Annotated in this window: 18 protein-coding genes; 14 read left to right on the top strand and 4 right to left on the bottom strand. The window is 62.3% G+C overall.

Annotated elements, in window-relative coordinates; translation table 11 throughout:
* Window positions 1-274 precede the first annotated feature (274 nt).
* From OKC41_RS03850 to OKC41_RS03800, 11 genes are all read left to right on the top strand, one after another.
* The gene (locus OKC41_RS03850; RefSeq protein WP_010675399.1) at window positions 275-562 is read left to right on the top strand and encodes a hypothetical protein; all 288 of its coding nucleotides are present in this window, start codon (window positions 275-277) and stop codon (window positions 560-562) included.
* 149 nt (window positions 563-711) lie between these two features.
* The gene (torD, locus tag OKC41_RS03845; RefSeq protein WP_039040303.1) at window positions 712-1,380 is read left to right on the top strand and encodes a molecular chaperone TorD; all 669 of its coding nucleotides are present in this window, start codon (window positions 712-714) and stop codon (window positions 1,378-1,380) included.
* Between the two features lie 7 nt (window positions 1,381-1,387).
* Window positions 1,388-1,756, top strand: a complete 369-nt coding sequence (locus OKC41_RS03840; RefSeq protein WP_045525778.1) for a hypothetical protein — start codon at window positions 1,388-1,390, stop codon at window positions 1,754-1,756.
* Window positions 1,757-1,862: 106 nt separating this feature from the next.
* Window positions 1,863-3,650 (top strand): EAL domain-containing protein, encoded by a 1,788-nt coding sequence (locus OKC41_RS03835; protein WP_201894371.1) that lies wholly within the window; start codon window positions 1,863-1,865, stop codon window positions 3,648-3,650.
* Window positions 3,651-3,825: 175 nt separating this feature from the next.
* Window positions 3,826-5,772, top strand: coding sequence for an acetate--CoA ligase (acs, locus tag OKC41_RS03830; protein WP_201894372.1), 1,947 nt, complete (start codon window positions 3,826-3,828; stop codon window positions 5,770-5,772).
* Between the two features lie 283 nt (window positions 5,773-6,055).
* The gene (aroQ, locus tag OKC41_RS03825; RefSeq protein ID WP_039040307.1) at window positions 6,056-6,505 is read left to right on the top strand and encodes a type II 3-dehydroquinate dehydratase; all 450 of its coding nucleotides are present in this window, start codon (window positions 6,056-6,058) and stop codon (window positions 6,503-6,505) included.
* 36 nt (window positions 6,506-6,541) lie between these two features.
* Complete coding sequence (gene accB / locus OKC41_RS03820) at window positions 6,542-7,003, top strand: acetyl-CoA carboxylase biotin carboxyl carrier protein (RefSeq protein WP_041212494.1); 462 nt, start codon at window positions 6,542-6,544, stop codon at window positions 7,001-7,003.
* A gap of 15 nt (window positions 7,004-7,018) precedes the next feature.
* Window positions 7,019-8,359: an acetyl-CoA carboxylase biotin carboxylase subunit gene (gene accC, locus OKC41_RS03815; protein ID WP_039040308.1), complete on the top strand. Its 1,341-nt coding sequence runs from the start codon at window positions 7,019-7,021 to the stop codon at window positions 8,357-8,359.
* A gap of 344 nt (window positions 8,360-8,703) precedes the next feature.
* A complete protein-coding gene (locus OKC41_RS03810; RefSeq protein ID WP_039040309.1) occupies window positions 8,704-8,952 on the top strand; it encodes a YhdT family protein in 249 nt (82 codons plus the stop codon).
* The gene (gene panF, locus OKC41_RS03805; RefSeq protein WP_042014456.1) at window positions 8,942-10,399 is read left to right on the top strand and encodes a sodium/pantothenate symporter; all 1,458 of its coding nucleotides are present in this window, start codon (window positions 8,942-8,944) and stop codon (window positions 10,397-10,399) included. The genes OKC41_RS03810 and panF overlap by 11 nt, the downstream gene beginning before the upstream one ends.
* Window positions 10,400-10,486: 87 nt before the next feature.
* Window positions 10,487-11,911, top strand: coding sequence for a PTS transporter subunit EIIC (locus OKC41_RS03800; protein WP_201894373.1), 1,425 nt, complete (start codon window positions 10,487-10,489; stop codon window positions 11,909-11,911).
* Here OKC41_RS03800 and OKC41_RS03795 read toward each other — a convergent pair whose 3' ends face one another.
* On the bottom strand, window positions 11,912-12,784 hold the full coding sequence (locus OKC41_RS03795; protein ID WP_042014452.1) for a LysR family transcriptional regulator: 873 nt from the start codon (window positions 12,782-12,784) through the stop codon (window positions 11,912-11,914). It abuts the gene before it with no gap.
* A 100-nt stretch (window positions 12,785-12,884) separates the two neighbouring features.
* Between OKC41_RS03795 and OKC41_RS03790 the strand changes: the two genes are divergently transcribed.
* The 3 genes from OKC41_RS03790 to OKC41_RS03780 all read left to right on the top strand — a co-directional run bounded on the left by OKC41_RS03790 (window position 12,885) and on the right by OKC41_RS03780 (window position 16,283).
* Window positions 12,885-13,901 carry a zinc-binding alcohol dehydrogenase family protein gene (locus OKC41_RS03790; RefSeq protein WP_128343010.1) on the top strand — a complete coding sequence of 339 codons (1,017 nt, stop codon included), beginning with the start codon at window positions 12,885-12,887 and terminating at the stop codon, window positions 13,899-13,901.
* A 531-nt stretch (window positions 13,902-14,432) separates the two neighbouring features.
* A complete protein-coding gene (prmA, locus tag OKC41_RS03785; RefSeq protein WP_010675412.1) occupies window positions 14,433-15,311 on the top strand; it encodes a 50S ribosomal protein L11 methyltransferase in 879 nt (292 codons plus the stop codon).
* A gap of 423 nt (window positions 15,312-15,734) precedes the next feature.
* On the top strand, window positions 15,735-16,283 hold the full coding sequence (locus OKC41_RS03780; RefSeq protein WP_041215687.1) for a sugar O-acetyltransferase: 549 nt from the start codon (window positions 15,735-15,737) through the stop codon (window positions 16,281-16,283).
* A gap of 20 nt (window positions 16,284-16,303) precedes the next feature.
* Here the strand turns inward: OKC41_RS03780 and OKC41_RS03775 are convergent, their stop codons facing one another.
* The 3 genes from OKC41_RS03775 to OKC41_RS03765 all read right to left on the bottom strand — a co-directional run bounded on the left by OKC41_RS03775 (window position 16,304) and on the right by OKC41_RS03765 (window position 20,605).
* Complete coding sequence (locus tag OKC41_RS03775) at window positions 16,304-17,332, bottom strand: methyl-accepting chemotaxis protein (protein ID WP_268843102.1); 1,029 nt, start codon at window positions 17,330-17,332, stop codon at window positions 16,304-16,306.
* A 589-nt stretch (window positions 17,333-17,921) separates the two neighbouring features.
* Entirely contained in the window at window positions 17,922-18,470 is a 549-nt protein-coding gene (locus OKC41_RS03770; RefSeq protein ID WP_010675416.1) for an NAD(P)H nitroreductase, read from the bottom strand.
* Window positions 18,471-18,577: 107 nt separating this feature from the next.
* Window positions 18,578-20,605 (bottom strand): NADPH-dependent 2,4-dienoyl-CoA reductase, encoded by a 2,028-nt coding sequence (locus OKC41_RS03765; RefSeq protein WP_201894375.1) that lies wholly within the window; start codon window positions 20,603-20,605, stop codon window positions 18,578-18,580.
* Window positions 20,606-20,650: the final 45 nt, after the last annotated feature.

Here is a 20,650-nt window from a genome sequence, read left to right as displayed (position 1 = left end):
ATCAAAGAGACAGTCCAACCACCCAAAAAAATGTTTATAAAATGTAAAATACGTCGCAAATTTCGAATCCCGCCCCCTGGCTTCGCTCATCCCCCCGGCCTCCCCACACCCGCAATCCGGCTCCAGCCATCGTCCCCGCTTCCCGGGCAAGGCGATGAAAACCAGAGCCAGATCATGGATATAGCATTTACTAACAGATAACATCTTTAGGCCATGGGACATCTGCACGAGCGGGTGTCGCTCCCTGCCATCCCGGAACACAAGGGGAAACGCCATGATGGATCATCTGATGCTGTTCGTGATTGTCGCGGTCTTCGCTCTCTTCTACTGGGTCTACTACACCGCCAGCCGCAAGGGTGCCTGCACCGCCAACTGGGAGACACTTCCCACCCGGGAGCAGTACCTGGCGGCCCATCCCGGCGCCGCCGACGGGGATCTCATTTTCTGCATCCATTGCGGTCATCATCAGCAGCGGGAGGTCGGCCTGGTGCACCAGATGGATTACCGCCGCCAGCACATCTGCCCCCGTTGCAAGCAGGTGCTCTATCGCGTCGAGGAGTAGGTCGGCCTCCTCGTCGCCCACGGTGATCCCGCGAATGCGACACCTCTCCTGGCGCTATCCGGCCAAAAGGCCCCATGAGTTTCCTTTATTTTTAAAGTCGTTAGAATCGGGGGCCATCAAGGCTCCCGATTGTCATCCACGGAGGAAAAATGCAGGAATTCATGGCGACCAGCGAACGCCGGGCCGAGCTTTATTGGTGGTTTTCCACCCTGTTTGCTGCCGAACTCAGTGATGCACAGATCGCTGAATACGACACCTATGACGTGCGCAGCTTCTTGAAGAGCCTCTCTACTCTCGACCCCATGCGCGAAGCCGTGGCCGAGCTCAACGACGCCATCGCCCGCCTGCTGGTGCGCCCCGAGCGCCAGACGGCCCTGGCCGCCGACTTCGCCGGCCTGTTCCTGAGCGCTCCCGGGCAGGGTGCCCTGCCCTACGAATCCCTCTACCGGGGCGAAGGCAAGCAGCTGATGCAGGCCCCCATGACCGAGATGCAGGCACGCCTCGATCGCCTCGGCATCAACGTCAGCGACAAATACAATGAGCCTGCCGATCATCTGGCCATCGAGCTGGATCTGATGGGCAGCCTCATCATCCGCGCCGCCGAGTCGACCACCGCCGACCAGCGCGAGGCGTGGCTTGGCGAGCAGGAGTCCCTGCTGCACGGCCACCTGCTGGGCTGGTTCGAGCGCTTCGAGCAGGCCTGCCGGGCCGCCGACACGTTTGGCTTCTACGGTGCCAGTGCCCGCCTGCTGGGGGTGTTCCTCAAGATGGACGCCAACTACCTCTCCCTGGTCAAACCGGCACCGTCCGCCGACTGAGCCCGGCATGAAGACAGCCCTGCTTCTTATCGCATGCTGGCTGCTGGCCCTGATCCCGCTGGATCAGGGTCTCACTCCCCTCGTGACGCTGCTGTTCAACCCGGACCGCGCGCTCTACGGCACCGCCCAGCTCACCGGCTTTGCCGGCATCCTGCTGACCCTCTACCTCGCCAATCTCGGGGTGGAAGTGGTGCTGCGTCGCCGCTTCCAGATAGCGGGCATGCTGGCCCTGCTCGCCGCCTGGACAGATTTCATCAACAGCAGCGGCACCGAGAGCCACTGGCTGGTGCTCTACGCCATGGCGTTGCCGTTTCATCTGGTGGGCTGGCTGGTATTTGTTCGCGGGATCCAGGCGTTTGGCCGCCAGAAAGGCTGACAGCTCGTTGATTTCACACCCTTCTCACACTTTCTTTCTCTCCTGACACTTCCTGCCATACTGACACAGTCGTCCAAATGACAAAGCAATCAATTCAGGAGCCTCCATGGAAAAAGTGCTGCCCGAATCGGTTCCGACACGGCATTTGTCAGGCCCGCTCTCTCCCTACGAGTTGCAACAGCTGTTCGCCCAGGCGCCCGTCGGGATTGGGGTCTTCGATCACGAATTCAGGTGTCGCGACGTCAACGGACGCTTTGCCGAACTGACCGGCCTCGCGCGGGCAGAGCACCCGGGCAAGATGCTGTTCGACATTGTCCCTGCCCAGACTCCCCAGCTGCTCCCGCTGTTTCAGCAACTGCGACAAGGTCCCCCCCGATGCACATTTGAGGTGGAGACAGTCGGTCTCTCCCGCGCGGCCTCCCCCGCACGCTGGCAAGTGAGCGTCAGCTCCGTGCTGGATGAGGAGGGCACCTTCAGCGGCATCTTCCTCGTGATGAGGGAGTCCGTACAGACAAGCACCCACCTCGACGCACCCGCGTCCCCCGGCCTCCAGGAGATGGCCCACCTTCATGCACTGCGTCTCTATCAGGCCGAAGCCCGCTTGCAGCACCTCTCCTATTACGATCCTCTCACCGATCTCGGCAATCGCCATCTGCTGCAAGAGCGCCTCACTCTGGAGATAGAGACGGCCAGGGTGAACCGCCACGTCCTGGCGCTGCTGTTCATCGATCTCGACGGCTTCAAGCTCATCAACGACAACCTGGGGCACAGTGCCGGCGATCTGCTGCTCAAGCTGTCGGCAGACCGCATTCGCCACTGCCTGCGCCCTGGAGACATCGCCATCCGGCTGGGGGCAGACGAATTTCTGGTGTTGCTGCCCGCCATCAGAGACACCCAGGATCTGCTGGGTCTCATCGAGGGGTTGCAACGCAGGCTGCACGATCCCGCCGACATCGGCCAGGAGCGGGTGAGGCTCTCCGCCAGCATCGGCGTCTCCCTCTATCCGGAGCATGGCCAGACCCCGGACAGCCTTATCAGCGCGGCGGACAACGCCATGCATGAAGCCAAGCGCCGTGGCCGCAACGGCTATCTGTTCCACTCCCCCGACATGACGGCACAGACCAGGGAGCGGATGCTGCTGGAGCAGGGACTGCTCAAGGCCATTGAGCAGCAAGAGTTTCGCCTGCTCTACCAACCCATGACGGATCTGGCGGATGGTCATCTCAGCGGCCTGGAGGCCCTGATCCGCTGGCAGCATCCCAGCCTTGGCATGATATCCCCGGACCGTTTCATTCCGGTGGCAGAGGAGTGCGGTCTCATCGAACCACTGGGCGAATGGGTGATGCGCACCGCCTGCCGGCAAGGGCAGCAGTGGCTGGCTGAAGGGCTCGCCGTGCCCAGGCTCTCGGTCAATGTGTCGGTCAGGGAGATGCGCTCCCACGACTACGTGGAGCGGGTGACAGCCATTCTGGCCGAGACCGGTTTTCCTGCCAAACGGCTGGAGATCGAGGTGACCGAGAGCATCATCCAGAGCGTGGATCACAGTCTGCGGCTCTTCACCCGCCTCAAGGCGCTGGGGGTGCAGATCGCCATCGACGACTTCGGCACCGGTTTCTCCTCCCTGAGCCTGCTCAGGAGCCTGCCCATCGATCGCATCAAGATAGACAGGGCCTTCGTCCAGGCGTTGCCCGACGACAAGCACAGCCGCGAGCTGTGCCGTACCATAGTCCAGCTGGCCAGCTCCCTCGGCATGGCCGTCACGGCGGAAGGGATAGAAACCCAGCCCCAGCGCCAGTTCCTGCAATCCCTGCGTTGCGAAGAGGGACAGGGCTACCTGTTCAGCCATCCCCTGCCAGAACCCCAGCTGCCTTCCCTGCTCCCCGTCCGCCATTGAGCCTTGGCCGCGCCACCACGCACGCAAAGAAGGGAGCCCATGGCTCCCTTCTTTGCTCTCAACGTGTCCTCTCGCCTGCTATCTTCGTCGCTATCCAAAAGTCTAATTGCCCTCGGGAACCAAAGGTATAAGTTGTTACTCAATCATTAAGAAAATGTATTCACAGGAGTGAGAGATGAGCGAGAGCAAGGTCTACCCGGTCAAGGCCCACATCGGCAACGGCGCCCTGCTGGACAAGGAAGGTTATGAAGCCATGTATCAGGCGTCGGTGCAGGATCCGGACGCCTTCTGGGGGGAGCAGGGCAAGATCCTCGACTGGATGACCCCCTACACCCGCGTCAAGAACACCTCCTACGATCCGGGCCACGTCTCCATCAAGTGGTATGAGGATGGTCTGCTCAACGTCTCGGCCAACTGCCTGGATCGCCATCTGAGCGAGCGCGGCGACAAGGTCGCCATCATCTGGGAAGGGGACAACCCGGCCGAAGATCGCAAGATCACCTATCGCGAACTGCACGCCGAAGTGTGCAAGTTTGCCAACGTGCTCAAAGCCCAGGGAGTCAATCGTGGCCACATGGTCTGCCTTTATATGCCCATGGTGCCGGAGGCGGCCATCGCCATGCTGGCCTGTACCCGCATCGGGGCCGTGCACAGCATCGTCTTCGGCGGCTTCTCGCCGGAGGCGCTCTCGGGCCGCATCATCGACTCCGGCGCCTCCATCGTCATCACCGCCGATGAGGGGTTGCGAGGCGGTCGCCCCATCCCCCTCAAGAAGAACGTGGATGAGGCCCTTACCCACCCGGATACCAAGGTCAGCAAGGTGATCGTCCTCAAGCGCACCGGTGGCAACGTGGCCTGGCACGAGCACAGAGACATCTGGTGGCATGATGCGGTCAACGCCGCCAGCCCGGATTGTCCGCCCGAAGCCATGGGCGCCGAAGATCCCCTGTTCGTGCTCTACACCTCCGGCTCCACCGGCAAACCCAAGGGTGTGCTGCACACCACGGGCGGCTATCTGGTCTATGCCGCCCTCACCTTCAAATACGTGTTCGACTACCACGAAGAGGACATCTACTGGTGTACCGCCGACGTGGGTTGGGTCACCGGTCACTCCTATCTGGTCTACGGGCCGCTGGCCAACGGCGCCACCACCGTCATGTTCGAAGGGGTGCCCAACTACCCGGCCACCAACCGCATGAGTCAGGTGGTGGACAAACACCAGGTCACCATCCTCTATACCGCCCCCACCGCCATTCGCGCACTGATGGCCAAGGGCAAGGAGGCTGTCGAAGGCACTTCCCGCACCAGCCTGCGCATCATGGGGTCGGTGGGTGAACCCATCAACCCGGAAGCCTGGGAGTGGTACTACCGCACCATCGGCGACGAGCGCTGCCCCATCGTCGACACCTGGTGGCAGACCGAAACCGGCGGCATCCTCATCACTCCGCTGCCCGGCGTCACCGCGCTCAAGCCCGGCTCGGCCACCCGTCCCTTCTTCGGAGTACAGCCTGCTCTGGTGGACAACCTGGGTGAGCCGCTGGAGGGCGCCACCGAGGGCAACCTGGTGATCACCGACTCCTGGCCCGGCCAGATGCGTACCGTGTTCGGCGATCACGAGCGCTTCGAGCAGACCTACTTCTCCACCTTCCCGGGTCGCTACTTCACTGGCGACGGTGCCCGTCGCGACGAGGACGGCTACTACTGGATCACCGGCCGGGTGGATGATGTACTCAACGTCTCCGGCCACCGCATGGGCACCGCCGAAATCGAGTCCGCTCTGGTGGCCCATCCGAAGATCGCCGAAGCGGCGGTGGTGGGCGTTCCCCACGAGATCAAGGGACAGGGCATCTACGCCTATGTCACCCTGATCGCCGGGGAAGAGCCGAGCCGCGAGCTGCACAAGGAAGTGAAGGAGTGGGTGCGCAAGGAGATTGGCGCCATCGCGACCCCGGACGTGATCCACTGGGCAGAAGGGCTGCCTAAGACCCGTTCCGGCAAGATCATGCGGCGCATATTGCGCAAGATCGCCACCGGCGAAACCGACAGCCTGGGGGATATCTCCACCCTGGCGGATCCGGGGGTCGTGGACAAGCTGATCCGCGAGAAGTCGGAAGCGGCGTGAGTCTCTTCCCCACGTCAACAGAGCCGGCCACGTGCCGGCTTTGTTGTCTTCGGGATCCGGACAGGGCAGAGTTCGGTGGCAGGCAGGGCTTGCGGGCAAACTAGGCCAATAAATAGCCAGATGTAGAGATTAGACCAGTAAAATGCTGCTAATTTTCACGAAATCAATATAATTGCGAAATCTGTGTGTCAGGGCACACCGATTTGTGCAAAAATTGGCTAGATTTTTGGTAGTCCAAAGATAGCTGATAGATAGCAGCATAATCATCGAGGATGTACTCAATATGTCGCAACATCACCGAATCCTCCTGCTTAACGGCCCCAATCTGAATCTGCTGGGCAAGCGGGAACCGGGAATCTACGGCAGCAAGACGCTCGATGAGATCGTCGCCGATCTGACGCGCAGCGCCAGCGAACTCGGTGTCACCCTGGAACATCTGCAATCCAACGCCGAGCACGAGCTGATCGGCCGCATCCATCAGGCCATGGGCCAGGTGGATTTCATCATCATCAATCCCGCCGCCTTCACCCATACCAGCGTTGCCCTGCGCGATGCCCTGCTGGGTGTGGCCATCCCCTTTATCGAGGTTCACCTGTCAAACGTTCATGCCAGGGAGCCCTTCCGTCATCACTCCTATCTGTCTGATGTCGCCAAGGGGGTGATCTGCGGGTTGGGTGCCGATGGTTACCAATTCGCTTTAACCGCGGCCGTGCATCAGTTGCGCGCGGCTTGATAATCACTGATCAGATAAAGAAGAAAGAGAATGCTAATGGATATCCGCAAAATCAAGAAGCTGATTGAACTGGTTGAAGAGTCCGGCATCGCCGAGCTGGAAATCTCCGAAGGGGAAGAGTCCGTTCGCATCAGCCGTAATTTCTCCGGCCAGGTTAGCGTTGCCCCGCAGATGATCATGCCCCAGGCCGCAGCTCAGGTTGCAGCACCAGTTGCCGCTGCTCCGGCAGCAGCCGCTGCCCCTGCTGCCGATACCGCCCCGAGCGGTCATCTGATGCGCTCCCCCATGGTGGGCTCCTTCTACCGCTCCTCCAGCCCGGAAGCCAAGCCGTTCGTGGAAGTCGGTCAGCACGTCAATGTCGGCGACACCCTGTGCATCGTCGAAGCCATGAAAATGATGAACCAAATCGAGTCTGACAAGGCCGGCGTGATCAAAGCGATCCTGGTTGAAAATGGTCAGGCCGTCGAGTTTGACGAGCCGCTGTTCATCATCGAATAAGGGAAAATGCCACCCATGTTGGACAAAGTAGTCATCGCCAACCGCGGTGAAATTGCCCTGCGGATCCTGCGCGCCTGCAAAGAGCTCGGGATCAAGACAGTGGCCGTTCACTCCACTGCCGATCGGGAGCTCAAGCATGTGCTCCTGGCGGACGAAACCATCTGCATCGGCAAGCCTGCCAGCGGTGAGTCCTACCTCAATGTGCCGGCCATCATCGCCGCCGCCGAGGTGACCGGTGCCGTCGCCATCCACCCGGGCTACGGCTTCCTCTCCGAGAATGCCGACTTCGCCGAAGTGGTCGAGAAATCCGGCTTCATCTTCATCGGCCCGCGCGCCGAGACCATTCGCCTGATGGGTGACAAGGTCTCCGCCATCGAGGCGATGAAGAAGGCGGGCGTGCCCTGCGTACCCGGCTCCGACGGCCCGGTGGACAACGATGCCAAGCGCAACGCCGCCATCGCCAAGCGGATCGGGTATCCGGTGATCATCAAGGCCGCCGGTGGCGGTGGTGGTCGCGGCATGCGCGTGGTGCGCAACGAGGCCGAACTGGCCTCCGCCATCGCGCTGACCAAATCCGAAGCGGGCCAGTTCTTCAAGAACGACATGGTCTACATGGAGAAGTACCTGGAGAACCCGCGCCACATCGAGATCCAGGTGCTGGCTGACGGTCAGGGTACCGCCCTCTATCTGGGTGAGCGGGACTGCTCCATGCAGCGCCGTCACCAGAAGGTCGTGGAAGAGGCGCCGGCCCCCGGCATCACCGAGGAGATGCGCAAGTTCATCGGTGAGCGCTGTGTGCGCGCCTGCCTCGAGATCGGCTACCGCGGTGCGGGTACCTTCGAGTTCCTGTACGAGAACGGCGAGTTCTATTTCATCGAGATGAACACCCGTATCCAGGTGGAGCATCCGGTCACCGAGATGGTCACCGGCGTCGACCTCATCAAGGAGCAGCTGCGCATTGCCGCCGGTCAGCCCCTGTCGATCACCCAGCAGGACATCCGCATCCGTGGCCACGCCATCGAGTGCCGGATCAATGCCGAAGATCCGGCCACCTTCCTGCCCTCTCCCGGTCTCATCCAGCGCTTCCACGCGCCGGGCGGCCTGGGCGTGCGCTGGGAATCCCACATCTATGCGGGTTACAAAGTCCCCCCCTACTACGACTCCATGATCGGCAAGCTGATCTGCTACGGGGAGAACCGCGACGTGGCCATCGCCCGCATGCGCCACTCCCTCGACGAGCTGGTGGTGGAAGGGATCAAGACCAACATCGCCCTGCAAAAAGAGATCATGAAGGACGAAAACTTCCAGCACGGTGGCACTAACATCCACTACCTGCACAAGAAGTTGGGTCTGTAATGGCTTGAGACCCGACCCATTGAGCACGGTGGCAGCACAGAGCAGCCACTACCTGCACAAAAAGTTGGGTCTGTAATGGCTTGAGGCCCGACCCATTGAGCACGGTGGCAGCACAGAACAGCCACCACCTGCACAAGAAGCCGGGTCTGTAATGGCTTGAGGCCCGGCCCATTGAGCACGGTGGCAACACGAGCAGCCACCACCTGCACAAGAAGTCGGGTCTGCAAAGACCCCTTTCATCGGGATATTGCGCGATCCACCCGGATCGCCAACGTAAAAAAGGGCCATGGCGACATGGCCCTTTTTTGTTATTCTTGCGCCCCGCTCACTCGTCGGAGGCCACAGTGAACCGTTTCGCACTCGCCCGTCGGGAAGCAGCCTTCTGCCTGCTGCTGACCCTGCTCTACTTTGTCGCCTGGTATGGCTCGGCTTATTTCATCCCCGAGGATCTCGAGCTGTGGGACCTGCCCCTCTGGTTCCTGCTCAGTTGCATCCTGATGCCCCTGCTGTTCATCGGCCTCTGCGCCCTCATGGTGGATCGCCTGTTCGTCGATATTCCCCTGGATAGCGAGGTACCACCCCATGAATCTTGAGCTGATGCTGCCGCTCTGCATCTACCTGGTGCTGGTACTGGGGGTCGGTTTCTGGGCCAGTCGCCACCGGACCGGCGGCAACTTCATGCAGGAGTACTTCATCGGCAACCGCAGCATGGGGGGGCTGGTGCTCGCCATGACCCTGGTGGCCACTTATACCTCTGCATCGTCCTTCATCGGCGGGCCGGGTGCCGCCTACAAGGTCGGCCTCGGCTGGGTATTGCTGGCGATGATCCAGCTGCCCACCGTCTGGCTCACGCTGGGGGTGCTTGGCAAGAAGTTCGCCATCATCGCCCGCCGGGTCAACGCGGTGACCATCAACGACATGCTCTGGGCCCGCTACCAGAGCAGGGCGGTGGTCGTGCTGGGCTCGGTCACCATCATCCTCGCCTTCATCGCCACCATGGTGGTGCAGTTCATCGGCGGCGCCCGCCTGCTGGAAACGGCGACCGGCCTCAGCTATCAGCAGGGGCTCTTCCTGTTTGCCAGTTGCGTGCTGCTCTACACGGTGATCGGCGGCTTTCGCGCCGTGGTGATGACGGATGCCCTGCAGGGCATCGTCATGCTCATCGGCACTGGCGCCCTGCTGGCGGGCATCCTCATCGCCGGTGACGGGTTGCCGAATCTTGTCCACCAGCTCAAGGAGATAGATCCCAAGCTGGTGAGCCCCCAGGGGGCCGGCGACATGCTGACCCAGCCCTTCATGCTGAGCTTCTGGGTGCTGGTCTGCATCGGGGTGGTGGGCTTGCCCCACTCGGCGCTGCGCTGCTTTGGCTACCGGGACAGCAAGGCGCTGCACCGGGGCATCCTCATCGGCACCATCGTCTGCGCCCTGCTGATGTTCGGCATGCACCTGGCCGGGGCACTGGGCCGCGCCATCCTGCCCGGCATGGACAGCCCGGACAAGATCATGCCCTCCCTGATGATGGAGGTGCTCCCCCCCTGGCTGGCGGGGGTCTTCCTGGCCGCCCCCATGGCGGCCATCATGTCCACCATCGACTCCCAGCTGATCCAGGCCTCCGCCACCCTGGTGAAAGATCTCTACCTCAATTACCTCAACCCCAGGCAGGAGAAGCTGGAGGTCCGGGTGCCGCGCCTCTCCCTGCTCTGCACCCTGATCCTGGGTACCCTGGTGCTGCTGGCGGCGCTCCAGCCCCCCGAGATGATCATCTGGCTCAACCTGCTCGCCTTCGGCGGCCTGCAGGCGGTCTTCCTCTGGCCCCTGGTGCTCGGTCTCTACTGGTCCAGGGCCAACGGCCCGGGAGCCCTGGCCAGCATGGTCTGCGGCATCCTCTGTTACGGCACCTTGAGCCAGTGGGGGATCAAGGTGGCCGGTCTGCACGCCATCGTCCCGAGCCTGGCCCTTGGCCTGGCGGCCTTTGTCCTGGTCAGCCTGCTCACTCCTGCCCCGGATCAGCGTGTCCGTCGATTGTTTGATCAAAATTAAGAAAAGGATCAATAAAGGAAGGCTCGCCTATTCCCAAATGGGGGCTCACGGGTAAAATGTGCGCCACGTCACAAATACCGTGCCCCCATGCCAGTCCAGAACGCCAGAAAGATCCTGACCCAGTCCCTGCAGCGCCTCGGCTATGCCCTGTTGCTGCCCGTCTCCATCCTGCCCCTGGCCGCCCTGCTCCACCGGCTCGGCCAACCGGACGTGCTGGATCTCGCCGTGCTCTCCCTCGCCGGTCGCGCCCTCTTCAGCCAGATGCCGCTCATCTATGCGGTGGCCATCGCCTTCGGGTTGAGTCGCCAGGGGCAAGGAGCCCAGGCGCTCGCCGGTGCGGTCAACTTCCTGCTGCTGAGCTCGGCGCTGGGCACCCTGGTGCCCGGGCTGCATGCGGACATGATCTGCGGCCTGCTGGCCGGGCTCGTCACCGCCATGGTCTGCTCCCGGGCCCGCACTCTGCGGCTGCCGGGCTGGTTGCGCCCCCTGCAGGAAGATCTGCCGGGCATGTTGCTCTCGGCGCTGGCCTGCCTGCTGCTGGTGCTCCCCCTCTCCATCCTCTGGCCGCTGCTGGAACAGGGGCTCACCCTGCTCGCCTCCGATCTGCTCACCACGCCATTTGGCGCCTTCTGCTACGGCGTGCTGAACCGCCTGCTGATCCCCCTCGGCCTGCACCAGGTGCTGGGCAGCCTCATCGGGCTCGGGGAGAGCAACCTGCAAGCCCTCTCGACCGCCCAGCCACTGCATGAAGGCTATGTGGCCGGGCTCTATCCGGTCATCATGTTCGGCCTGCCCGGTGCCTGTTTTGCCATCTGGATCCATCGCCAGCGGATGCAGCAACTGCCCCAGGGAGGGCTGCTGCTCACCCTGGCGCTCACCTCGGCACTGGTGGGCATCACGGAGCCCATCGAGTTCCTGTTTGCCTTTACCGCTCCCTGGCTGTTTCTGGCCCATGCCCTGCTGACCGGGCTGTCGCTGGCCATCTGCAGCGGGCTCGACATCCAGGTGGGCAGCTACTTTTCTGCCGGATTGCTGGACCTGGTCCTGAGCTACCACGCCGGTCTGCACAGCTTCTGGCTCATCCCCCTGGGCATCCTCTTCTTCGTCGTCTATGCCCTGCTCTTCTACCGGCTGCTGGAACACGCTCCCCTCAGTCTGCCGGGCAAGCCCATCGCCGAGGATCTCTCCCGGCTCGCGACCGTGGCCCCCACCGATCCCCAGATGCTGGCTATCCAGTACCTCAAGATGCTGGGGGGCATGGACAACCTGCAGGCCATGAGCGTCTGCCTGACCCGCCTCAGCCTGCGGGTTCGCGACATGGCCCTGGTGGATCAATCCTGCCTGGCCAGACTGGGCTGCCTCTCCTGGGTCGTGCTCAACGAACATCAGCTGGTGCTGGTGCTCGGCCCCCATGCCGGCCTCATCGAAGGGCAGATCCGCATGCTGGCGGAACGCCAGTCGGTCCCGCTCGGTCTCGAACCGGCCCAGGCTCCCCTTGGCCAGCACCAGTGATCAGGCAAAGGGAAGACGCTCGGCCACGAAGTCCATCAGGCTGCGAAGGGCGGGGGCCAGGTGTTCCCGGCTCGGGTAGATGAGATAGAAGGGGTTCACCGGAACCAGGAGATCCGGCAGCACCTTGAGCAGTCGCCCCGCAGCCAGATCGTCGCCGCAAACATGGGCCGGCAGCAGGGCAATCCCCCCGTCATGGAGTGCCAGCTCCCGCAGCGCCAGCAGGCTGTTGCTCTGGCAGGCCCCGCGAGGGCGCCAGCCCCCCTCCTGCAATGGCCACACCGGCAAAGAGCCATGTACCAGGCAGGCGTGTCCGGCCAGCTCCGAGAGTTGGAGCGGCGTCCCGTTGGCCGCCAGGTAACCGGGAGATGCCACCAGATGGCGCGCCACCTGGCCGATGCGCCGGCAGATGAGGCTGGAATCTTTCAGCGGCGCCGCCCGCAGCGCCAGATCGTAACCTTCCCCCACCAGATCCAGCTGTTCATCGCACAGGGTCAGCTCCAGCACCACCTCGGGATAGAGGGCGCGAAACTCGGCCAGTATCCGGCCAAGCAGCAAGGTCCCCGTGGCTTCGGGAGCAGTGATCCGCACCCGCCCTCCAGGAGCCGCGCGCAACCGCGCCATCGCCAGATTGGCGCTGCGCGCCAGTGCCAGCAGCTCCTGACAATGGGCCACATAGACCTCCCCCTGGGGCGTCAGGCTGAGCCTGCGGGTGGTGCGTTGCAGCAACCTCACCCCGAGCCGGGATTCGAGGCGCGAGATCTTCTGGCTCACCGAGGACTTGGGCATGCCGAGCACCTCGGCCGCCCCGGTGAAGCTCCCCTGCTCCACCACGGTGGCGAACAGCCCCATCAACTCCAGTTCGACATTGTTCATATATTCAAACAGTCTTTACCAATTACCCATCTTAATCTTGATAATCATCCAGACTAGAGTGAGTGGCAATCCCGAACACTGCTATTTGAAAGGAGAAGCCATGAAAGCCATCGCCCTGACTCACTATCTGCCAAGCAACCACCCCCACTGCTTCATCGAGAGCGATCTGCCCGATCCGACACCGGGCCCGCGGGATCTGCTGGTACGGGTCAACGCCACCTCCATCAATCCGGTCGACACCAAGGTACGCGCCCCCAAGGACAAGGTCGAAAGCAGCCCCCGCGTACTGGGCTGGGACGCCGTGGGCGAGGTGATCGCCGTCGGTAGCGACGTCACCCTGTTCAAGGCCGGTGACAGGGTCTGGTATGCCGGCGACATCAGCCGCCCGGGCAGCAACAGTGCCCTGCAACTGGTGGACGAGCGCATCGCCGCCATCGCCCCGGTCACCCTGACCGATCTGGAAGCCGCCGCCCTGCCGCTCACCGCCATCACCGCCTGGGAAACCCTGTTCGAGCGCATGAGCCTCACCCGCGAAAGCACCGGGCGACTGCTGATTATCGGGGGCGCCGGCGGAGTCGGTTCCATCGCCATCCAGCTCGCCCGCCAGCTCACCGGCATGGAGGTGATCGCCACCGCATCGCGCCCCGAAACACGGGAGTGGTGCCTGGACATGGGGGCCCACCAGGTGGTGAGCCATCACCATCTGCAGGCGGAGCTCAAGGCGCTCGGCATCAACGAGGTGGATGCCATCTTCTGCACCAACGCCACCGAGCAGCACTGGAACACCATGGCCAGCCTCATCCGTCCGTTTGGCCACATCTGCACCATCGCCGAGTCCAGTGACCCCTGGGATCTGGGTCTGCTCAAACCCAAGAGCGTCACCTTCAGCCAGGAGTTCATGTTTACCCGCTCCCTGTTCCAGACCCCGGACATGATAGAGCAGCACAACCTGCTCGGCCGGGTCGCGGCCCTGATCGATGAAGGGGTGCTCAAGACCACCCTCAGCAAGGTGGTGCCCGAACTGACGCCCCTCACCCTGGCCCGGGCTCATGCCGAGCTGGAAGCGGGTCGCATGGTGGGCAAGCTGGTGATCGACATGAGCGGCTTCCATCGCTGAGGTGCCGCCAGAGCGGGTATCGTCGTCCTGACTATTCCCTTGTAGGTAAATAAATGCACCATCATGGGGTGAAATCACCAGTGACAAGCCCCAAGAGTGCACAGCCCCGCAGGTGACCTTTGTCCCTGACGGGGCATCTCCCCCGAAAAAACCATAAAAAAGAGGCCATCCCGTCGGGATGGCCCTAAAAACCTGAACGTTGGGGTAACAATCACACACATATCCTTATGCAGGACATCTGTAACTTTGCAGATAGCGTGCCAATCTCTGCTTTTCCCTCCCAATTAACCGCTTTTCAGCGCACCGGCATAAAAAAAGCCACCCGAAGGTGGCTGAAAAAAGATGACGGAACTTCATAGAGCAAAGCATTCAGCGGGAACAAGTTGCTTCCCGTCACCCATGAAGGAATACATTAACCGTGCCAACTTGGCAGAGTTACCTCCCTTCCCCATGAGGCCATGGTCAAACCACGACAGCACGGGCCCATGATGATAGAATCCCGCGGTTTCACATTTATGAAGAGCCGACGCCATGCCCTGGATACAAATTCGAATCAACGCCACTGCCAAGACCGCAGACAAGGTGAGCAACATGCTGCTGGGGCGTGGGGCCCAGGCGGTGACCTTTATGGATGCCAAGGATGTGCCCGTCTATGAGCCCATGCCCGGTGAAACCCCGCTCTGGGGCGAGACCGAAGTGATGGGGCTGTTCGACGCCGAAACCGATCCGGCTCCCACCATCGCCTTCTTCCAGCAGATCTTCGGTGAAGACGTGGGCTACAAGGTGGAGCAGCTGGAAGACAAGGACTGGGTGCGCGAGTGGATGGATCACTTCCACCCCATGCAGTTCGGCGAGCGGCTCTGGATCTGCCCGAGCTGGCGCGACGTGCCGAACCCCGATGCGGTCAACGTCATGCTGGACCCGGGCCTGGCCTTCGGCACCGGTACCCACCCCACCACGGCACTCTGCCTGCAGTGGCTGGACGGGCTGGATCTGGCCGGCAAAACCGTGGTCGACTTTGGTTGCGGCTCCGGCATCCTCGGCATCGCCGCCCTGAAACTGGGGGCTGCCCGGGTCATCGGCATCGATATCGATCCTCAGGCCATCCAGGCCAGCCGTGACAACGCCGAGCGAAATGGCGTTGCCGACCAGATCGAACTCTACCTGCCGGCGGATCAGCCGCAAGACGTCGAAGCGGACGTGGTGGTCGCCAACATTCTGGCCGGCCCGCTGCGGGAGCTGGCGCCGCTTATCGCCGGTCACGGCAAGGCGGGCAGCCTGATGGCCCTCTCCGGCGTGCTGGAAAGCCAGGCGCCGGAGCTGGAGACCATCTATGGCCAGTGGTTCGAGATGGACCCGACCGCCGTGAAAGAGGAGTGGTGCCGCCTCTCCGGTCGCAAACTCGGCTGATAAACAACAAGCCACGGCAGTTGCCAACCCATCAGCCGCACACTCGGCTGATAAACAACAAGCCACGGTGGCTGCCAACCCATCGGCCGTAAACTCGGCTGATAAGCAACAAGCCACGGCAGTTGCCAACCCATCGGCCGCACACTCGGCTGATAAGCAACAAGCCACGGTGGCTGCCAACCCATCGGCCGTAAACTCGGCTGATAAACAACAAGCCACGGCAGTTGCCAACCCATCAGCCGCACACTCGGCTGACAGGCCACAGCGGCAACACTTAGGTCGTTGAACGACAAGGGCACCCCAGCAGGGTGCCCTTGTCGTTTCCGGACGCCGTTCTCCTTCTGCCCACTCTGGGGAGAGCCTCACGCTTCTCTGCTCCCCGATGGCTTATCCTCTCTTCCTCCACCCCATCGAGGCCCAGTCATGACCGAATACGAGAAGATGATCGCCAGCCAGCCCTACAACTGCATGGCACCAGAGCTGGATCTGTTACGCCGGGAGACGGCTCGCCTGTACCGCCGCTTCAATCGCAGCGACGAGGAGGATGAACAACTGGCGCTGCTGCAGCAGATCGTCGGCGAGTTGGCCCAGGGCGCCTTCATCTGCCCACCCCTCTACTGCACCTATGGCCGCCACATCTACCTTGGCAAGGGCAGCTACATCAACATGGGGGCCACCCTGCTGGACAATGCCCCCATTCGCATCGGCGCCGAGGTGATGATAGGGCCGAACGTGCAGATCTACACCGCCGCCCATGCGCTGGACGCCGATGAGCGCATTCAGGGGGTTGAGACGGCGCTGCCGGTCACCATCGAAGACAGGGTCTGGATAGGCGGCGGCGCCATTCTGCTGCCCGGCGTCACCATAGGGCGGGAAGCCGTCGTGGGTGCGGGCTCGGTCGTGACCAGAGATGTACCGGCCGGTGCCAGGGTGGCAGGCAACCCGGCACGGCTGCTGCCAGTGAAAGGTTGAGCGGAAGGCCCGAGGCTCGCTCAGGCGCTTTCCAGCAAGCGGTCGATGCAGTGCACCACCTGCATGCTGGCGTTTTCCATGGTCTTGAGCTGCTCGACCATGCTTTTGATATCCCCCTGCTCGCGCGCGTGCAGGGCGGCCTTGCCGCTCTCGTGGACCCGCTTGTGGGGCCCGTCCAGTTCACGAAAGCCCGGCTTGTGGGCGAAGAGCTCGGCGCCCTGCCCCTCGAAATACCATTTACCCAGCCTGCACTGAGCGTGGTCGCTCACCGGCTCGTGAAAATGCTGCTGATCGATGAGCCGATAGATGGTGCTTTTCCAGACGGCGTGATCCAGCTTGGTGGTATTGAGGAAGGAGGTGGAGGCCGCACTGTGGATCACCTGCTGCATCCGGCCTGATTGTGCCAGCACCTGGGTCACCACCACATCGATCTGGGAGGAGGAGGTCGCCACCTCGGCGGCACTGGCCTGGTTGTCATCGATGATGGACTTGATCTCCTGCGCCTGGGCCACTATCTGCCTGACCAGCACCTCGATCTGGCTGCTGGCTTCATGAGCCTTGCTCGCCAGCTGACGCACCTCATCGGCGACCACGGCGAATCCTCGACCAGCTTCACCGGCCCTGGCCGCCTCGATGGCCGCATTGAGTGCCAGCAGGTTGGTCTGATCCGAAATGCCCTGGATGGCGGTCACGAACTGGTTGATGGCGGATGTGCTGGCATCGAGCTGATGGACGGCTGCGAGGCTGCGAGCCGCCTCATCCGTGATGGCATGGGCGCGCTCGGAGAGACGGGTGATGGCGCCCCGGGTCTGGGCAAAGAGCTGATCCAGCTCGCAGAGCGCTCCCTTTTCCGCCATCAGGTGTTCGGCACTGCCGGCCAGTGCTTCCCGCACGCTCTGCAGCATCTCACCTCCCTGGTTCTGGCAGGAGATCACTTGATTGAAGAGATCGCCACGCTCCCGGCTGGTGCGCTGCATGTGCTCGTATTCACCGATGGTGGCGCGCAATTCGGCCAGTTCGCTCTGGTGCTGCTGCTCTTTGAGAAGCATCGTCTCCCTGAGCTGTTGATTCTCTTTTTCAAGCTTGCGGTTGAACCACATATGGCCTCCGGATGGCAAAGGTGCGGGCAGTCGACGTCAAAGGGAAGCCTCTGGCTCTCTTGTCTCTGCCGATGCTGGCGGATCCCGGGCCGGATTTCACCTGCAAATGCAGGATATTTGACCCTGATCCTGATTCCAATCGAGGCCACATCAATGACTGTGCAAAAGATCGCCGAAAAGAGGCCGGGTGAGGTAGAGAAGAGGCAGAGGAGAAAGAACGCTGACGTGCCAGCCCTACAAAAAATGAAGCCCAATGTCATCAAGACGTTGGGCTCTAAAAAGGTGCTACGGAATTGCGACTCTCATCGCAGAAAATTAGAAGGGGTCACCTTCTAAACTGGCAGTGGGATAATAACGTGGCGCAAACGTTTTACATAGCGTAATAAACCAGGAGTGAGAAGAATCTCTCACAATTCAAAAAATGTCCGGCCAACCCCCTTCTACCCTCTTGGCAAGTGCGCATTTATCAGTACAGCCTGACGACTTTGTCAGAAAACAAAAAAGCCCTGAATAATCAGGGCTTTTGGCGTTCTGTGCTTCAGAAGCTGCGCACGAAGTCCTGGATGGGCAACTCGCGCAGCTTGCGGGCCTCCAGCATGGGGGTGCCAAGGTAGAGGAAGCCCACCAGTTGATCCTCCGGTGCCAGCCCCAGTGCACCATGGATCTGCTCGTCGAAGATGAACCAGCCGGAACGCCAGATGCCGTTGAAGCCCTGGGCCTGGGCCGCCATCTGCATCGCCATCAGGGCGCAACCGGCAGAGAGCTCCTGCTCCAGTTTCGGTACCTTGGGGTGCGCCTGATAACGGGTCGCCACCGCGATCACCAGGGGAGCACGCAGTGGCGCGGCGCGGCACTTCTCGACACTGTCCGCATCCTCGCCACGGGCATGGGCGGCATCGGCCAGCAATGTCCCCAGACGCTCACGCCCCTCCCCTTCAAACAGGATGAACTGCCAGGGGGTCAGAGTGCCGTGATCCGGCGCCCGCAGCCCGGCCTTGAGGATATTGTCGAGCACTTCGCCACTCGGGGCAGGCTCGGCCAGACGACCACAGGAGTGGCGATTGAGTAACAGATGGAGGGCATCCATGGGGCAGTTCCTTGTCAAAGGCGATGATGGCGCTACCTTAGCACAGCACCAGATGAAGAAAACCCCTGAGGTTCAGGGGTTTGTCAGGATACGAAAGGGCCGGGAGGCTAGATGACGGCAGCCAGCTCCGCCCCTTGACGGATGGCGCGTTTGGCATCCAGCTCGGCGGCCACGTCGGCACCGCCGATGATGTGCACCGGCTTGCCAGCAGCCTGCAGACCGGCCTGCAACTCCTTGAGGGGCTCCTGTCCGGCACAGATGATCACCTGATCCACCGGCAGGCACTGCTGCTGGTCGCCCACCTGGATGTGAAGCCCGGCATCGTCGATACGCAGGTACTGGACGCCGGAGAGCATCTGCACCTTACGATTCTTGAGCACGGTGCGATGGATCCAGCCGGTGGTCTTGCCAAGGCCGTCGCCCACCTTGCTCTCCTTGCGCTGGAGCAACCAGATCTGGCGCTCGGGGGCATCGATTTCGGGGGTAGTCAGGCCGCCGCGCTCACCCAGTTGCTTGTCGATGCCCCACTCCTTGAGCCAGTGATCGCGATGGCTTGCGGCATCCGGCGATCCTCTCTTCTCCACCAGGTATTCGGCCACGTCAAAGCCGATACCACCGGCGCCGATCACCGCCACCTTCTCGCCCACCGGCTTGTGATCACGCAAGACATCGAGGTAGCTCAACACCTTGGGGTGCTCGATACCCGGAATGTTGGGAGTGCGCGGGCGGATGCCGGTGGCGAGGATCACCTCGTCAAAACCGCCGCCCAGCAGGCTCTCGGCACTCTGACGCTGGCCCAGATAGAGCTCGACGCCGCACTTCTCAAGCCGTTTGGCGAAGTAGCGCAGGGTTTCGTGAAACTCCTCCTTGCCCGGGATCTGCTTGGCAAAGTTGAACTGGCCGCCGATTTCGCTCGCCTGATCGAACAGGCTCACCTGATGGCCCCGCTCGGCGGCGTAGCAGGCAAACGCCAGCCCGGCAGGACCCGCCCCCACCACCGCCAGCTTCTTGGGCTGGGGCACCCGGCCAAACGTCAACTCGGTCTCGAAACAGGCGCGGGGGTTGACCAGGCAGGAGGCACGCTTTTGTTTGAACACGTGGTCGAGGCAGGCCTGGTTGCAGGCGATGCAGGTGTTGATCTCGTCCGCCCTGTCTTCAGCCGCTTTGATGACGAATTCGGGGTCCGCCAGGAAGGGGCGCGCCATGGAGACCATGTCCGCCTCCCCCCCCGCCAGGATGCGCTCCGCCACCTCGGGGGTGTTGATGCGGTTGGTGGTGATGAGGGGCACCTTGAGGTGCTTTTTCAGCTCGGCGGTCACCCAGCTGAAGGCACCGCGCGGCACGCTGGTGGCGATGGTGGGAATGCGCGCCTCGTGCCAGCCGATACCGGTGTTGATGAGGGTCACCCCCACCTGCTCCAGTGCCCGGCCAAGTGCGATCACTTCCTCAAGGGAGGAGCCCTGCTCCACCAGGTCCAGCATGGAGAGGCGGAAGATGATGATGAAATCCGTGCCCACCCGCTCACGGATGGCGCGGACAATCTCCACCGGGAAGCGCATGCGGTTTTCGCTGCTGCCGCCCCAGCCATCGGTGCGCTTGTTGGTGCGTTCGCAGATGAACTGGTTGATGAGATAGCCTTCCGAGCCCATCACCTCGACCCCGTCATAACCGGCCGCCTTGGCCAGCGCCGCAGTGGCGGCGAAGTCGCGAATGGTGCCGCGGATCTGCCGCTCGCTCATGGCCCGCGGCTTGAACGGGGAGATGGGAGCCTTGAGGGCGCTCGGCGCCAGGCTGAACGGATGGTAGGCGTAGCGGCCCGCATGAAGGATCTGCAGCGCTATCTTGCCCCCTTCCTGGTGCACTGCCTCGGTCACCTTGCGATGTTTGGCTACCTGCCAGGGAAAGCTCAGCTGGGAGCCGTGGGGCACCAGCCGCCCCCGCAAATTGGGGGCGATACCGCCGGTCACGATGAGACCGACCCCGCCACGGGCCCGCTCACCATAGAAGGCGGCCAGCTTGTCAAAGCCCCCCTTTTCCTCCTCGAGGCCGGTGTGCATGGACCCCATCAGTACGCGGTTGCGCAACTGGGTAAAACCCAGATCGAGGGGGGTCAGCAGCGTGGGATAACGGCTCATGATGCACTCCTTGTCGAGGTCGATGTGCACGGGGTCATGCTCCAG

The sequence above is a fragment of the Aeromonas sp. QDB17 genome, assembly GCF_027705305.1.
Taxonomy (GTDB): Bacteria; Pseudomonadota; Gammaproteobacteria; order Enterobacterales; family Aeromonadaceae; genus Aeromonas; species Aeromonas caviae.
This window is presented reverse-complemented; position numbering and strand designations above follow the sequence as displayed.

What these genes read in the sequence shown, in the direction of transcription:
- panF (WP_042014456.1), top strand. Translation starts at nt 8,942, where the DNA reads ATGAATCTTGAGCTGATGCTGCCGCTCTGCATCTACCTGGTGCTGGTA.
- OKC41_RS03765 (WP_201894375.1), bottom strand. Translation starts at nt 20,605, where the DNA reads ATGAGCCGTTATCCCACGCTGCTGACCCCCCTCGATCTGGGTTTTACC.
- OKC41_RS03835 (WP_201894371.1), top strand. Translation starts at nt 1,863, where the DNA reads ATGGAAAAAGTGCTGCCCGAATCGGTTCCGACACGGCATTTGTCAGGC.
- OKC41_RS03780 (WP_041215687.1), top strand. Translation starts at nt 15,735, where the DNA reads ATGACCGAATACGAGAAGATGATCGCCAGCCAGCCCTACAACTGCATG.
- prmA (WP_010675412.1), top strand. Translation starts at nt 14,433, where the DNA reads ATGCCCTGGATACAAATTCGAATCAACGCCACTGCCAAGACCGCAGAC.
- OKC41_RS03850 (WP_010675399.1), top strand. Translation starts at nt 275, where the DNA reads ATGATGGATCATCTGATGCTGTTCGTGATTGTCGCGGTCTTCGCTCTC.
- torD (WP_039040303.1), top strand. Translation starts at nt 712, where the DNA reads ATGCAGGAATTCATGGCGACCAGCGAACGCCGGGCCGAGCTTTATTGG.
- OKC41_RS03790 (WP_128343010.1), top strand. Translation starts at nt 12,885, where the DNA reads ATGAAAGCCATCGCCCTGACTCACTATCTGCCAAGCAACCACCCCCAC.
- accB (WP_041212494.1), top strand. Translation starts at nt 6,542, where the DNA reads ATGGATATCCGCAAAATCAAGAAGCTGATTGAACTGGTTGAAGAGTCC.
- OKC41_RS03775 (WP_268843102.1), bottom strand. Translation starts at nt 17,332, where the DNA reads ATGCTTCTCAAAGAGCAGCAGCACCAGAGCGAACTGGCCGAATTGCGC.
- OKC41_RS03800 (WP_201894373.1), top strand. Translation starts at nt 10,487, where the DNA reads ATGCCAGTCCAGAACGCCAGAAAGATCCTGACCCAGTCCCTGCAGCGC.
- acs (WP_201894372.1), top strand. Translation starts at nt 3,826, where the DNA reads ATGAGCGAGAGCAAGGTCTACCCGGTCAAGGCCCACATCGGCAACGGC.
- OKC41_RS03795 (WP_042014452.1), bottom strand. Translation starts at nt 12,784, where the DNA reads ATGAACAATGTCGAACTGGAGTTGATGGGGCTGTTCGCCACCGTGGTG.
- OKC41_RS03770 (WP_010675416.1), bottom strand. Translation starts at nt 18,470, where the DNA reads ATGGATGCCCTCCATCTGTTACTCAATCGCCACTCCTGTGGTCGTCTG.
- OKC41_RS03840 (WP_045525778.1), top strand. Translation starts at nt 1,388, where the DNA reads ATGAAGACAGCCCTGCTTCTTATCGCATGCTGGCTGCTGGCCCTGATC.
- accC (WP_039040308.1), top strand. Translation starts at nt 7,019, where the DNA reads ATGTTGGACAAAGTAGTCATCGCCAACCGCGGTGAAATTGCCCTGCGG.
- aroQ (WP_039040307.1), top strand. Translation starts at nt 6,056, where the DNA reads ATGTCGCAACATCACCGAATCCTCCTGCTTAACGGCCCCAATCTGAAT.